The organism is Streptomyces sp. AM25 (assembly GCF_058146165.1).
The window spans coordinates 29,545-43,261 of sequence record NZ_JBKIWN010000024.1; the positions used below are offsets into that span (position 1 = coordinate 29,545).

Below are 13,717 nucleotides of genomic sequence, written 5' to 3' on the forward strand. Positions count from 1 at the left end.
GTGTCCGGGCGTGCGGCGGCACGGCCGGCGCGGCACGGCAGGGTGCCCGCACAGCGCCGTGACCGTACCCGGCTCCTCGGCGGAGCGAACCCCTCCGCCGCGCCGCGCGGCGCGGCCTCGACGGGATCCGCACCGAACCTCCGCGCGATCTGCGGGCGATGTGCACAGGGGCGTCACGGCCTCGGACTCGCACGCATGGCCGGAAACCGTAGGGCTACGGTTCGTCCCGAGGCGGGTTCCGGTGGCCGTGCTCGTCCCGTTCGAGCTTGGTCACCACGCCGGAGAGCCGGGTGCAGAGCGCCGTGATCTCCTCCTGGGTGCGGTTCCGCTCGGTGATGGCCGCTGCGAGCAGCAGGGCGGTCAGTGACACGGCACCGTTGAACAGCGTGAGGGTCATCATGTTGCGCGACAGATCATGGCCGTTGAACGGTCCCACCCGGTGGGCGGCGGCCACGGTCACGAAGATGGACACGGCCAGGGCGCACGGCGCGGCCCCGGCCCGTTGGAAGCGGAACGCGGCGTAGATGAGCAGGGGGAAGCCGAGAAAGAGCAGCGAGGAGCCGCGGGCCATCGCGGGTGCGACGAGGAGGGTGGCCAGCGCCAGCGCCGCCCCCTCCGCCCAGCGGGAGAGCGGGGCGTTCCGGGGCCGCCGGGCCGAGGCCACGACGAGCAGGAACGGTGCGACCAGCAGGACGCCCATGGTGTCGCCCGCCAGCCACACCGACCATGTCGGCCAGAAGCTTCCGGGCAGTACGCCTGTCGGCAGCAGGGTGCCGACGCCCACGGTCGCGCTGATGAGCATCCCGATGATGCCGCAGAGGATCAGCGCGAGCGGATCCCGCAGCCGGTCGAGTTCCCGGCGGAAGCCCGCGCGGCGGAGGAGCAGGTAGGCGCAGACGACGGAGAGTGCGTCGCCGAGGGGGGCGAGCAGAAGGGCGGAGTTCCCCGACCAGTGCGAGATGTTGCTGAGGAACGCGCCGAGCACGATCCCGGGCCAGATCCGCAGGCCGAACAGGATCAGGCCGGCCAGGGCGACGCCGGACGGCGGCCACACCGGGGTGACCTGGAGGCTGACCACCTCCGTCAGCTCACCGAGCTTGCCTGTTCCGTAGGACAGGGCGGCGACGGCCAGGCACTGCAGGGCGGTGGTGCCGTGGCGGCGGAGCCCCGCACCGTCTGTCGCGGTGCTCATGCGACCGTCTGGGGGATTCCGTCGTAGCGGACCGCGAGGACGGCGGCGTCGTCGCTGTGACCCGTCAGGTCGGCCACTTTGATCACTTCGGTGGCCAGGACGTCCGGGTCGGCGTCGGCATGGGCGGCGACCAGCCGGGCCACCTGCGCAAGGCCCTCCTCCACGGGGAAGGACGGGCCCTCCACCACCCCGTCGGTGATCAGGACGAAGGCCCCCGGCTCCGTCAGCCGCCGCCGGGTCACGGGATAGCGCTCGTGGGGCTGTATGCCCAGGGGCGGACCGCCCTCGTCGAGGGCCGTGCCCGAGTGGCCGCCGACGGTGGCCCACACCACCGGCGGGTGACCCGCGCGGGCCCCGGCCAGTTCGCCGGTCCGTGCCTCCAAACGGAGGAAACAGCAGGTTGCGAAGAGGTCGCAGTCCATGGAGATGAACAGGTCGTTGGCGCTGCGGAGGATGTCGCCCGGGTCGGTGGCGACCGTGGCGATGGCCCGCAGCCCGGTGCGCACCTGTCCCATGAAGGCGATGGAGTCCATGTCGTGGCCCTGCACATCGCCGATGGCGAGCGCGAGGGAGCCGTCCGGCATGAGGAAGGCGTCGTACCAGTCACCGCCGACGGCCAGACCGTCCCGTGCGGGGGCGTACCGGGCCGCGATCCGCAGGCCGGGCATCTCCGGCAACCGCGGGGGCAGCATGTCGCGCTGAAGTGCCGCGGCCAGCTCGATCCGGGGCAGCTGGAGGTCGATCTGCTTGTCCACGTCACCGACGAGGCGCCGCAGCGTTCCCAGGGGCTCCGGCGTCCTGGGCGACGGGGTGGGGCGGCGCCAGCGCATAGAGACTCCGAAATGGGAATTCGCCCGAATATGCCGCATTTGGCCTGCGTGAAGTCTAATCCTGGGCGGCTGCGGTGTCGCGCACGAGTACGGGAGGGGTCATCATCCCGTCGCCGTGGCCGCAGGGGCCTGGAGGCGGTCGCCGCCCGCGAGGATCGCCTCCGCGAGCGCCTCCGCGGCGCCCCGGGCCGCACTGCCCCGGGCGGCGCCGTGGAGCAGCACCACGTCGATGCCGCCGAGCTCCGGCAGCCCGGCCCGGGCCGGGAGCCGCGCCAGGCCCGGCGGGATCATCCCGCTGGTGTGCGCCATGACGCCCAGACCCGCGCGGGCCGCCGCCACCAGTCCGTTGAGGCTGCCGCTCGTACAGGTCACCCGCCAGGCGCGGCCGTGCTGCTCCAGCACCTCCAGGGCGCGGGCCCGGGTCACCGCGGGCGGCGGGAAGACGACCAGCGGCAGCGGCCGGTGCGGGTCCAGGCGCAGCCGCTCGCTGCCGATCCACACCAGCTGGTCCCGCCAGACCAGGCGGCCCGGCGGCTCCTGCGGGCCGCCGGGGTGGTCCGGGCGGCGCTTGGCGAGCACCAGGTCCAGCCGCCCGGCCGCGAGCCGGCGCTGCAGGGTGCCGGAGAGCTCGACGGTCAGCTCCAGGTCCACCTCGGGGTGGTCGTGGCGGAAGGCCTCCAGGATCTCCGGCAGCCGGGTCAGCACGAAGTCCTCCGAGGCGCCGAACCGGAGCCGCCCGCGCAGCCGGGTGCCCGCGAACCAGCCCGCCGCCCGCTCGTTGGCCTCCAGGATCGTGCGGGCGAAGCCGAGCATGGCCTCGCCGTCCTCGGTCAGCGTCACGCTGTGCGTGTCCCGGGCGAACAACTGCCGCCCGGCGGCCTCCTCCAGGCGCCGCACCTGCTGGCTCACCGTCGACTGCCGCACCCCGAGGCGGCGCGCGGCCTGGGTGAAGCTGAGCGTCTGGGCCACGGTGAGGAACGTGCGCAGCTGCGTCGGATCGAACACATGGCCAGAATAGCTCTGGTTATCGGATTCCGTGATGGCAGTGAGCACGGTGAACGGGGTTCCCGATGAACCGGCCGGCGGGCAGGCTGGGCGGCATGCGCCGCATCTTCTCCCGCCTCCCCATAGACCCCTACATAGCCGCCCTCCTCGGCACCGTCCTCCTCGCCGCCCTGCTGCCGGCCCGCGGTACGGTCGCGACCGCGGCGGACGGCGCCTCCACCGGCGCGGTCGCCCTGCTCTTCTTCCTCTACGGCGCACGGCTCTCCACCCGTGAGGCCATGGACGGCCTGCGCCACTGGCGGCTCCATCTGACCGTCCTGGCCTGCACGTTCGCCGTCTTCCCGCTGCTCGGCCTGGCCTCCCACGGCCTCGTTCCCTACGTGCTCACCCCGCAGCTGCAGACCGGGCTGCTCTTCCTGTGCCTGGTGCCGTCCACCATCCAGTCCTCGATCGCCTTCACCTCCATCGCCCGCGGCAACGTGGCGGCCGCGATCTGCGCCGGATCGTTCTCCAGCATCGTGGGCATCGTGCTGACCCCGCTCCTCGCGGCGGCACTGCTGGGCAACGACTCCGTCGGCTTCTCCCTCGACTCCCTCCTGTCCGTCGTGCTGCGACTCCTGGTGCCGTTCGCCGCCGGACAGCTCCTGCGCCGCTGGATCGGCGGCTTCATCACCCGCCACAAGAAGGTCCTGGGCTACGTCGACCGGGGCTCGATCCTCCTCGTCGTCTACGCCGCGTTCAGCGAGGGCGTGGTCCGGGGCATCTGGCACCAGGTCACGCCGCTGCGGCTGGTGGCGCTCCTGGGCGTGGAGGCGGTGCTGCTCGCGCTCATGCTCACCTTCACCACCCTCGGCACCCGTCGGCTCGGCTTCGGCCGCGAGGACCGCATCGCCATCACCTTCGCCGGCTCGAAGAAGAGCCTCGCGGCCGGGCTGCCGATGGCGACCGTGCTGTTCGGCGTGGACGCAGGGCTGATGATTCTGCCGCTGATGCTGTTCCACCAGCTGCAGTTGATGGTGTGTGCGGTGCTGGCCAAGCGGTACGGGCGGCAGTCGGAGGTGACTGCGCCCGTGGGTCTGGCGGCGGGCGCCGTTGCCGGCTGAGCGGCCCTTTTGCTGCGGGTCGGTTGTGGCTGGTCGTGCAGTTCCCCGCGCCCCTTCGGGGCGCGGTTGCTTTATGGGGCAGGGGCGTTGACCGTGTCCAGTGGGAGCCACAGCACCGTCTCGCCCTGTGACGTCACCCGGACCTCGTCCAGTTCGCCCGTCAAGAACTCGCGTGCGTCCGGCTTCTGGCCCAGGTGTACCCCGAACGTCGATGTCCGGCTCACCGACCCGGGTACATCGGGCACTGCTGTCGTGGCGCCGTCGACGGTGAGCGTGAGCCGGCCCGCCGCACGGCGCAGCGTCATGTGGTGCCACTGGCCGTCGTTGTACGCCCCGGCCGAGTACACCGTCGCCGTCCGGGCCGGGGCCGGCCCGTTGACGGCGGTGAGTTGGGCCGTCACCCGTCCCGCCGCCGGCTCGCCCCGCAACGACACCTGCGGGGATCCGCCGACCCCGCCCATCCACAGGAACGGCTGCTCCCCGTCCTCGGCGCTGTAGCGGAACCACAGGGAGGCGGTGAACTCCCGGTTCCCCAGGGGGAGTTCCTTCCGGTAGGGCAGGCGCACCGCACTGTCCTCGCCGTCGAAGGCGAGCGCCCCGCCGAACCGGCCCTCCACCGGGCGCGCCCCGCCCAGGACCGCGGCCCCTGCCGCACCGGGTGCGCGGTCGGGCGTCGTGGGGTCCGGCCCGCGCCGCGGGCCGAGCCAGTCCTCGGTGAAGCGGGCGAAGCGGATCTCGTCGCGGGCGTTGCGCTTCCCGGCCTCGTAGAGCAGGCCGGCCGTGCCCGGGCCGGTCACGGTCATGTCGGAGTACCCCGACCAGTCGGCCGTGACCCGCCGGCCGCGGTCGGCGCTCTCCCAGGTGCGCCCCTGGTCGTAGGAGGAGCGGATGGTCATGGTGCGGCGCCGGTCGGGGTCGGCGGGTGCCGCGAACAGCCAGCGGCCGGGGCGCAGGGGAACGACGGCCCCCTGCACCATGGGTGTGTAGAGGTCCGGCAGGGCCCGGAACGGCGCGGCGAAGCTCGCGCCGCCGTCCCGGCTCACGGCCTCGTCGCGGTTGCCGAGGTCCGTGCCGCCCTGCTCGCGGCCGTTCACATAGATGCCTGCGTCATCGCGCTCGGCAAGGGTGAGTTCGGAAGGTTTCTGGCGGTAGGTGTTGTCGCGGGCGATGGGGAAGGTGTCGGTGGCGCCGAGGCGCCAGTGGGCTCCGCCGTCGTCGCTCAGGGCGAGGGCGGCGTGGTTGGCGGACGTGTGCACTCCGTCGTAGCTCTCGGCGTTGACACCGATCACCAGACGGCCGCGGTGGGCACCGTGCGCGAGCTGGATGCCGTGGCCGGGGCCGGTGGCGTACCAGGAGTTCCAGCCGGACGGCCGGAGCGCCGCGGTCAGATCGCGCGGCTCCGACCAGCTGGCGCCGTCGTCGTCGCTGTACTGCAGATGCGGGGTGCGATTGCACGGCACGTCGCAGTTCGCGTCGTCGTCGCGCCCCTCGTTGTAAGTGCTGGCCAGGACGATGCGCCCGGTGCGCCGGTCCACGACGGGCGCGGGGTTGCCGTGGGTGTCGCCCTCGCCGGGATCGACGACCTGGAGCGGCCCCCAGGTGCGGCCGCCGTCGGTGGAGCGCTTGAGGACGATGTCGATGTCGGTGGCGTCACCACAGTTGTGCTTGCGGCCCTCGGCGAAGGCGAGCAGAGTGCCGCGGGTCGTGGTGACAACGGCGGGGATGCGGTAGCAGGCGTATCCGGGGTCCTGCTCCGCCTTGAACAGCACGCGCTCCTCGAAACCGCCGCGCGCGTCACCGGTGTTCGCGTCTGCACCCTCGGCCCCGGCCGGGACCGGGTGGGGGAGCAGGGCGAGCAGGGCTCCGGAGAGCAGTGTTGCCGTGACCCGTCCGGCGTGATGGTGACGGTGATGGGAGCGGGTGGTGACGAGCCGTCGGAAACATCTGATGGCATGTCTGATGAACGCTGGATGAAGGCTGTTGGAAGGATGTGCCGCCGCCATGGCCCGTCCCTTTCGCGTACGGGCCTGCCGAGGCCCCACGTGTCCGGTGGGTCAACGTACGGGGCGGCCTCCGCTCCCACAAGGAACCCTCGGTGACCGTCAGCCGAAGGAGGCACAAAGGTTTACGCGGGCCGCAGTATCACCTTGCCCTGGTTGACGCGCGACTCGATGATCTCGTGTGCCTTCGCCGCATCCTCCAGCGGCAGTTCCGCGTGGATATGCGGCCGCAGCCGGCCGGCCGCGAACAGCTCCCACAGTTCCTGCCGCCACTGCTCCATCAGCGCGGGCCGGTTGCGCGCTATGAGCGCCATCTGGAAACCGATGGCGGATTTCGCGCCCACCAGGAGGTCGTAGGCCTGGAGGGTGCCGCCGCCCGAGCTGTAGGTCACCAGCCGGCCGCCCGGCGCGAGCGCGGCCAGACAGGGAGAGAGCAGTTCGCCGCCGACCGCGTCCAGGGCGATGTCGACCGGGTCGCCCCAGGAGGCGTCCTCGTACGTGACGACCTCGTCCGCGCCCAGGGACCGCACGAACTCCGCCTTGGCGGGCGAGCCCACCGCCGCCACGACCCGCCCTGCGCCGCGCGCCCTGGCGAGCTGCACCGCCAAGTGGCCCACGCCGCTGGCCGCGCCCGTCACCAGCACCGACTCGCCTTCGGCCGGCCTGGCGGCCTCGTACGCCCCGAGGGCGACCAGGCCGCAGCGGACCAGCGCCACGGCGTCGGCCGACGCCGCCCCCTCGGGGATGCGCGAGGCCATCGCGGTGTGCAGCAGGGCGAAGTCCGCGTAACCGTCGCCGAAGCACAGGCCCGTCACGCGCTCGCCCACCGCGAACTCCGTCACCCCCGGGCCGACGGCGACGATCTCCCCGGCGACCTCGCCGCCCAGGCTCGCCGGCAGCGGCATTCCGCCCTCGCGCACCTTGCGGACGACGGGCAGCGTCACCCCGATCGCCTCGGTGCGCACGAGCAGTTCGCCCGGACCGGGCCCGGGGGCCTCGGCTTCTTCGACGCGCAGGACCTCGGGGCCGCCGTTCTCGTGATACCGGACGCGACGCATGGCATGCACCTCCACACAGCTCAGCAGGGGGTTGTTGGGGCTCCCATCGTTGGGATCCCCAACGACTGGATGGCTCCACCGTACACGACTTCATTGGAAACTCCAATGGTTTTCCGGATAGGGTCACCCCATGGCAGACACCAAGGCGCAGCGCACGGCGCACACCACGGACCCCACGCCCGCGCTGGACCGGATCCAGGCCCTCCCCAGCTGGCTGCTCAACCGTGCCTCCGCGCGCGGCCGCCGCCTCGTGGCGGAGGCGCTCGCGCGCGACGGGATGCGGATGCCGCACCATGCAGTGCTCTCCGCCGTCGCCGACCTCGAACCGGTCGCCCAGGCCGAACTCGGGCGCACCACCGGCTTCGACCCCAAGGACATGGTCGGCATCCTCAACGACCTCCAGGGTCACGGCCTTGTCACCCGTGCCCCCGACCCCAACGACCGCCGCAAGAACGCCATCACCCTCACTCCCGAGGGCCGCAAGCGCCTCACGCGCCTCGCCAAGCTCGGTGACGAGGCCAACGAGGCCTTGCTGTCCGCTCTTTCACCCGCCGAGCGTGAGCTCTTCCTCGCCCTCCTTCAGCGCGTCGTCGAGGGCATCGCAGGCGAGGAAGGCAGCTAGGCGCTCCATGTGAAGCGCGGTTCGTCGGCTGCGGGCTGTTCGTGGCTGGTCGCGCAGTTCCCCGCGCCCCTTCGGGGCGCGATCACACACCGTACTTCGCCAAGTCCGCTCAACATCCGGTTCACCTGTCCCCGCTCCCGACGGTGCCCCCTCACCCCAAGTCGATCCGCCCCTCCCCGGCATACACGTTCATCGACGCCCCCCGCAGAAAGCCCACCAGCGTCATCCCCGTCTCCGCCGCCAGGTCCACCGCCAGCGCGGACGGAGCCGACACTGCCGCGAGTACCGGGATGCCTGCCATGACCGCCTTCTGCGCCAGCTCGAACGAGGCGCGGCCGGAGACGACCAGTACGGTTCCGGACAGGGGCAGCAGGCCCTGTTGGAGGGCGCGGCCCACGAGCTTGTCGACCGCGTTGTGCCGGCCCACGTCCTCCCGCACGTCCAGCAGTTCGCCCTCCGGGGAGAACAACGCGGCGGCGTGCAGGCCGCCCGTGCGGTCGAAGACGCGCTGTGCCTCGCGCAGCCGTCCGGGCAGTTTCGCCAGAAGTTCCGGCGTCAGGCGTATCGGTGACGGGCCGTCGGCCACGGGCCAGCGGGCGGTGGTGCGGACGGCGTCCAGGCTCGCCTTGCCGCACAGGCCGCAGGAGGACGTGGTGTAGACGTTGCGCTCGAGCGTGATGTCGGGGACGGGCACGCCGGGGGCGAGGCGGACGTCGACGACGTTGTACGTGTTGCGGCCGTCCTCGGTCGCGCCCCCGCAGTAGACGATGTTGGCCAGTTCGTCGGCGCTGCCCAGGACGCCCTCGCTGACGAGGAAGCCGGCGGCGAGTGCGAAGTCGTCGCCCGGCGTGCGCATGGTGATGGCGAGGGGCTTGCCGTTCAGCCGGATCTCCAGCGGCTCCTCGGCCACGAGCGTGTCGGGGCGGGCGGTCGCGGCCCCGTCCCGGATGCGGATGACGCGGCGGCGTTCGGTGACCCGTCCCATGTCGATTAGTCCTGGTGTGCGTTGGCGGCAGTGTCCGGAGAACCGTCTCACGTGATGTGGGCCTCATCGGCGCCGGGCACCCTTCCCGCCGTCCGCACCGGGGCTACCGTTCGGTAGCAAGCGGTGAGCACCGCAGCGCCACCTTCCCCGCTTCCCCGCCCCGAACGACCCCGATCGTGCACCGAGAGCGGAGATCCGTGATGGCACCCACCCTTCCGCCCCTTCCGCGCGTTCTGAAACCCGGCACCGAATGGGCCACCGCCTGGCAGCGCTGCCGGGCCGTCGCCCCCGAGGCCTTCCGGGACGACCGCGTCCTCAACCTCTGGAACGGCGCCTGGCAGCTGGACGGCCGTCCGCTGCCCTCCGCGACCCCCGTCGACGGCACCCCGATCCCGGGCCCGCCCCGCCTCGACCGGGACACCGCCCACCACGCCGTGCGCGCCTCCCTGGACCAGCACCGCGCCTGGCGCACCCTGCCGCTCACCGAGCGCAGGGCGCGGGTGGACGCCGCCCTCGACGCCCTCGCCGAGCACCGCGACCTCCTCGCCCTGCTCCTCGTCTGGGAGATCGGCAAGCCGTGGCGGCTCGCCCGGGCGGACGTCGACCGTGCCGTGGACGGCGTGCGCTGGTACGTCGACGGGATCGACCGCATGCTCGCCGGGCGCACCCCGCTGTCCGGCCCCGTCAGCAACATCGCCAGCTGGAACTACCCGATGAGCGTGCTCGTCCACGCCGTGCTCGTCCAGATGCTGGCCGGCAACGCCGCCGTCGCCAAGACGCCCACGGACGGCGGTCTGGCGTGTCTGACCCTGGCTGCCGCCCTCATCGCCCGGGAGGGCCTGCCGCTGACCCTGGTCAGCGGCAGCGGCGGGGAGCTCTCCGAAGCGCTCGTACGTGCCCCGGAGATCGGCTGCGTGTCGTTCGTCGGCGGCCGCGACACCGGCGCCAGCGTGGCGATCGCCGTCGCCGACCTCGGCAAGCGGCACATCCTGGAGCAGGAGGGCCTCAACGCCTGGGGCATCTGGAACTTCACCGCCTGGGACGCTCTCGCCCCGCAGATCCGCAAGACGTTCGACTACGCGAAGCAGCGCTGCACGGCCTACCCGCGCTTCGTCGTGCAGCGCAGTGCGTTCGCGGAGTTCCTGGAGGTGTACCTGCCTGCTGTGCGGTCCGTGCGCCTCGGTCACCCGCTGGCGGTCGCCGACCCGGCGGACGCGCTGCCGGAGCTGGATTTCGGGCCGCTCATCAACGTGGCCAAGGCGGAGGAGCTGAGGGCCCAGATCGACGAGGCGGTGGATCGCGGTGCCGTCCCGTTGCACCGCGGCACGCTCGACGAGGGCTGCTTCCTGCCGGGTCAGAACACCCGGGCCTACGTCCCGCCGGTCACTCTCCTCAACCCGCCGTCGGCGTCTCCGTTGCATCACGCGGAGCCGTTCGGGCCCGTCGACACGATCGTCCTCGTCGACACCGAGGCGGAGCTGCTCGCCGCGATGAACGCGAGCAACGGCGCGTTGGTGGCCACGTTGTCGTGTGACGACCCTGCGGTGCACGAGCGCCTCGCCCCTCAGATCCGCGCCTTCAAGGTGGGCCGCGGCGTGCCGCGTTCGCGCGGCGACCGCGACGAGCTCTTCGGCGGCTTCGGGGCGTCGTGGCGCGGCGCGTTCGTGGGAGGGGAGCTGCTGGTACGGGCGGTGACGGAGGGGCCGGGGGAGGAGCGGGTGCCGGGGAACTTCCCGGAGTACCACTTGATGCCGTAGCGCCCCGGAGGGGCGCGGGGCAGCGTCGATACGCGACTCCGCCGCGTGGGCGCGATCAGCCAAGGACGGCCGGTGGTCACCGGATCGCTCAGCCGATCCCCTGTCGATCCGGTGCCAGGGCAAACGCACGCTCCGGTGCCTCCGGCACCACCCGCTCCACGGCCTGCGTCAGCAGCGCGCGGTGCCGTTCGAGCGGCGGGCGGCGTTCCTCGGGCGCCAGGAGCAGCAGGTCGTCCAGTCCGGCGATCAGACGGCGCGTCACCTGGGGCTGCACGGTGGCGCAGCCGCGGATCTCGGTGAAGCCGAGGTCGACCAGGTCCGTCCAGCCGGGCAGGTCCTGTACGAGCCGGATGGCGCCCTTGCGGTCGTGGTGGTGCAGCACGCCCAGCGGCCGGTCCGCGATGGCGGCCAGGAACTGGACGATGCGGTCCAGGCACTGGACGGCGGTGGTGGGGTCGTTGACGGCGGGGGAGAGGGCCCGCTGGGCGATGTCGGACAGTTGCCGCAGCCCGAAGCCCAGGTCCTGGTGGAAGGTGCGTTCCACACCGACCGACACGGTGTACCGGAGCGCCCGCGGCGGCGGCACCGTCCCGCCGTGCACGGCGAGCACCGGGGTGCCCGGCACCACGTAGTCGCCGATCCGGGGAATCAGCCGCAGCACCGTGCCGTGCCGGCGGGCCACGCGCACCAGGCGCGCGATGTGGACGTCCCGCAGCACCCCGGCCCGCCCCCGGTGCACGATCTCCGCCCCGGCGGGCGGGAGGGCCGGGGTGCCCGGGACGGTCCGTACGTGCCTGTCCAGCACGCGGAAGGACTCCCGGGTGATGCGGTCGATGACGTGGGCGACCCGCATCAGCCGGAGCGTGGAGTTCACGTACGCGACGAACAGCCCGAGGCTGACGAGCACCATCAGCACACAGAGGATCGCGGAGACGAACGGCACGGTCGACACCGTGCGCGGGTCGGTGTTCCCCTCGTACGACGCCTGCACCAGCAGTGCGAACAGGAACGTCGCCAGGAACACGGCGAACGTGCACTTGGTGATCCGGTTGCGGACGTACAGCCGCACCACGCGCGGCGTCATCTGGCCGGCCGCCATCTGCAGGGCGACGAGCGAGATCGAGAAGACGACGCCGACGAAGGTCAGCATGGCCGACCCCACGGCGCTGATGATCGTCTTGGCGTCGTTCGAGATCTTGATCAGCTCGTCGACGGAGCCGTAGTCCCCGTCCTCCTGCAGCAACCGGATCAGCTGGTGATCCAGCGCCAGCGCCCCCAACGCGAGCACCACGGCACCCACGAGCCCGACGGTCGGCGTGAACCAGAAGGTGTCCCGCAGGTGCTCCCGCAACGGCGACAAGGGGCGCGGCACGCGCCGCGGTGCGGAGGAGTGTCCGTCATTGCCCATAAACAGACCTTATGTCTGCGACGAAGCGCCTGGTCAACGGCACTCCGAAACCTTGATAGAGTTGTCCATGTCGCTGCGGGGAACGCCCCACAGAGACAAACACCTGGTCCGGGTGGCGGAATGGCAGACGCGCTAGCTTGAGGTGCTAGTGTCCTTTATCGGGCGTGGGGGTTCAAGTCCCCCCTCGGACACCAGCGTGATCAGACAAAACCCCTGCTCAGCGGGGGTTTTCCTGTTTTCCCAGACTGGTTCAGCGGTCGTCGTGACCAGTAGCGTGACCAGTAGGATTCGAAATTTTCCACGACCGGCGGCGTGACCAACCACGTGACCAGACCGGACGGGGCTCTTGGATCAGAGCGAAGGCGAGAGCGCGGGAGCGTTGAGGAGAGTCGCTCCGGCGAGGCCGATCCGGCTGGCGCTCGACGCGGCCAGCTTCTTCGCGCTCTCCGGACGCCGCCGACCGTAGCGGCTGAGGGTGTAGCCCACGGAGTGGTGCCGTGCGTTCGCGGACACCTCGACGGGGTTCTCCTTGGCGTCGAGGTCATTGTTGATCTTGCTGGCCCGCCAGTCGTGCAGCCGGAAGTCTTCCGGCAGGTGCAGCCGGGCCCGCAGGGTCCGCCAGCGGGCGGAGACCTTCTCCGGGTCCTGCGGGCCACCCGCCAGGCGGCCGGGCTGGAGCTTGAAGCCGTCGCGGGCGTGCACCAGCTCGTGATCAACCCAGCGGTCCCCGAGGCGCTCCTTCTCGTACTGCTGGCGCTCGTACTGCCACCACAGGACGCTGAGGAAGGCGTCGTCCACGTAGATCACTGCATCGGACTCGCCGTCCTTGGTCAGCTTCCGCAGCCGGAACGTGTTGCCCTCTTCGACCACGACGTACCGAAGCGTGATCGAACCGTCGTTCCAGTTGATCAGTGGCCACATCCACCCCAGAGGCTCGCTGCGGCGGTTTGAGGTCGCTGCGTACGACGACCACAGCGGGGCGTCTCTGAGGCAGTGGTGGTACAGGCTGTCGCATCGGCTGTTGCCGCAGGGCGTCCATATGTCCTTCAGGAAGCGGGCCGTCGACGAATCGTCCAGGGTGGGGAAGTCGGGCTCCGCAGCTTTGATCTTCCGCTCTGTCGGCGGCTTGGCCTCCCTGGCCGGGTTGTCCGTCAGCAGCCTCGTGGGGCCGGTGACCGACGTTAGGGCGGCGGAGATGATGTTGTGGATGTGCCGCACCGACTTGGGCCCCAGCGGCTTGCCCTGGTTCGTGGCGCAGGGCTCGCTCTGCAGCTGCTTGTAGAGCGCGGTCAGACGGTCACCCGTCACGTCCACCACCTTCATGTCACCGATGCGGGGCTTGATGTGGAGGCGGACCTTGGGCAAGTAGCCGTGGATCGTGGTGCCCTCGACCTCATGGCCTTCGAGCCACCGGTCGAGAAGACCCCCCATCGTCAGGTCCGCATCCGCGTGTCTGGCCTCTGCTTCGGCAGCGGCCTGGACCTGCTCCTCGTGTCGCTTGACCGCTTCCTCGCGCTCGATCAGCCACTTGTCCAGAGCCTTTGCAGCCGTGGTCTTGTTCTTGTAGTCGCGGCCTATCCAGGGGCGGACTTGCTGCCCCGTCTCCAGGTCTTCATGCAGCGGGGTTCTGACACCCCACGTGCTCGGCCGGCCACTCCTCTTGATCTCGACGGGCGTGCCGCCCCGGCCGTTACCTCGTCGCGCTGTCACGCGCTATGTCTCCCTTCCGACCAGGCCCCTGCCTGATCCGCAGTCAG

The 13,717-nt window shown here is 71.5% G+C and carries 11 protein-coding genes and 1 tRNA gene; 4 read left to right on the plus strand and 8 right to left on the minus strand.

What is annotated here, in order from left to right; all coding sequences use genetic code 11:
- Positions 1-214: 214 nt before the first annotated feature.
- The 3 genes from ACLHRZ_RS28245 to ACLHRZ_RS28255 all read right to left on the minus strand — a co-directional run bounded on the left by ACLHRZ_RS28245 (position 215) and on the right by ACLHRZ_RS28255 (position 3,027).
- On the minus strand, positions 215-1,192 hold the full coding sequence (locus ACLHRZ_RS28245; protein WP_490421371.1) for an MASE1 domain-containing protein: 978 nt from the start codon (positions 1,190-1,192) through the stop codon (positions 215-217).
- Entirely contained in the window at positions 1,189-2,022 is an 834-nt protein-coding gene (locus tag ACLHRZ_RS28250; RefSeq protein ID WP_490421372.1) for a PP2C family protein-serine/threonine phosphatase, read from the minus strand. Before ACLHRZ_RS28250 ends, ACLHRZ_RS28245 begins: the two co-directional genes overlap by 4 nt.
- A gap of 102 nt (positions 2,023-2,124) precedes the next feature.
- Positions 2,125-3,027 carry a LysR family transcriptional regulator gene (locus ACLHRZ_RS28255; protein WP_490421373.1) on the minus strand — a complete coding sequence of 301 codons (903 nt, stop codon included), beginning with the start codon at positions 3,025-3,027 and terminating at the stop codon, positions 2,125-2,127.
- A 65-nt stretch (positions 3,028-3,092) separates the two neighbouring features.
- On the opposite strand from ACLHRZ_RS28255, the gene ACLHRZ_RS28260 reads away from it, so the two are divergent.
- Positions 3,093-4,130, plus strand: a complete 1,038-nt coding sequence (locus ACLHRZ_RS28260; protein WP_490421374.1) for a bile acid:sodium symporter family protein — start codon at positions 3,093-3,095, stop codon at positions 4,128-4,130.
- 71 nt (positions 4,131-4,201) lie between these two features.
- On the opposite strand, the gene ACLHRZ_RS28265 is transcribed toward ACLHRZ_RS28260, so the two are convergent.
- Together ACLHRZ_RS28265 and ACLHRZ_RS28270 are read right to left on the minus strand one after the other, a co-directional pair.
- Positions 4,202-6,133 (minus strand): exo-alpha-sialidase, encoded by a 1,932-nt coding sequence (locus ACLHRZ_RS28265; protein WP_490421375.1) that lies wholly within the window; start codon positions 6,131-6,133, stop codon positions 4,202-4,204.
- A gap of 122 nt (positions 6,134-6,255) precedes the next feature.
- A complete protein-coding gene (locus ACLHRZ_RS28270; RefSeq protein ID WP_490421376.1) occupies positions 6,256-7,188 on the minus strand; it encodes a quinone oxidoreductase family protein in 933 nt (310 codons plus the stop codon).
- 130 nt (positions 7,189-7,318) lie between these two features.
- On the opposite strand from ACLHRZ_RS28270, the gene ACLHRZ_RS28275 reads away from it, so the two are divergent.
- Positions 7,319-7,810 (plus strand): MarR family winged helix-turn-helix transcriptional regulator, encoded by a 492-nt coding sequence (locus tag ACLHRZ_RS28275; protein WP_490421377.1) that lies wholly within the window; start codon positions 7,319-7,321, stop codon positions 7,808-7,810.
- A gap of 151 nt (positions 7,811-7,961) precedes the next feature.
- Here ACLHRZ_RS28275 and fdhD read toward each other — a convergent pair whose 3' ends face one another.
- Positions 7,962-8,795, minus strand: coding sequence for a formate dehydrogenase accessory sulfurtransferase FdhD (gene fdhD, locus ACLHRZ_RS28280; protein WP_490421378.1), 834 nt, complete (start codon positions 8,793-8,795; stop codon positions 7,962-7,964).
- A gap of 200 nt (positions 8,796-8,995) precedes the next feature.
- Between fdhD and ACLHRZ_RS28285 the strand changes: the two genes are divergently transcribed.
- Positions 8,996-10,552 (plus strand): aldehyde dehydrogenase family protein, encoded by a 1,557-nt coding sequence (locus ACLHRZ_RS28285; RefSeq protein WP_490421379.1) that lies wholly within the window; start codon positions 8,996-8,998, stop codon positions 10,550-10,552.
- An 88-nt stretch (positions 10,553-10,640) separates the two neighbouring features.
- Here the strand turns inward: ACLHRZ_RS28285 and ACLHRZ_RS28290 are convergent, their stop codons facing one another.
- Positions 10,641-11,960, minus strand: coding sequence for a DUF2254 domain-containing protein (locus ACLHRZ_RS28290; RefSeq protein ID WP_490421380.1), 1,320 nt, complete (start codon positions 11,958-11,960; stop codon positions 10,641-10,643).
- Positions 11,961-12,066: 106 nt separating this feature from the next.
- Here ACLHRZ_RS28290 and ACLHRZ_RS28295 point away from each other — a divergent pair.
- Positions 12,067-12,154: transfer RNA gene (locus ACLHRZ_RS28295), tRNA-Leu, on the plus strand.
- Between the two features lie 157 nt (positions 12,155-12,311).
- Here the strand turns inward: ACLHRZ_RS28295 and ACLHRZ_RS28300 are convergent.
- Positions 12,312-13,670, minus strand: coding sequence for a hypothetical protein (locus tag ACLHRZ_RS28300; RefSeq protein WP_490421381.1), 1,359 nt, complete (start codon positions 13,668-13,670; stop codon positions 12,312-12,314).
- Between the last annotated feature and the right edge of the window lie 47 nt (positions 13,671-13,717).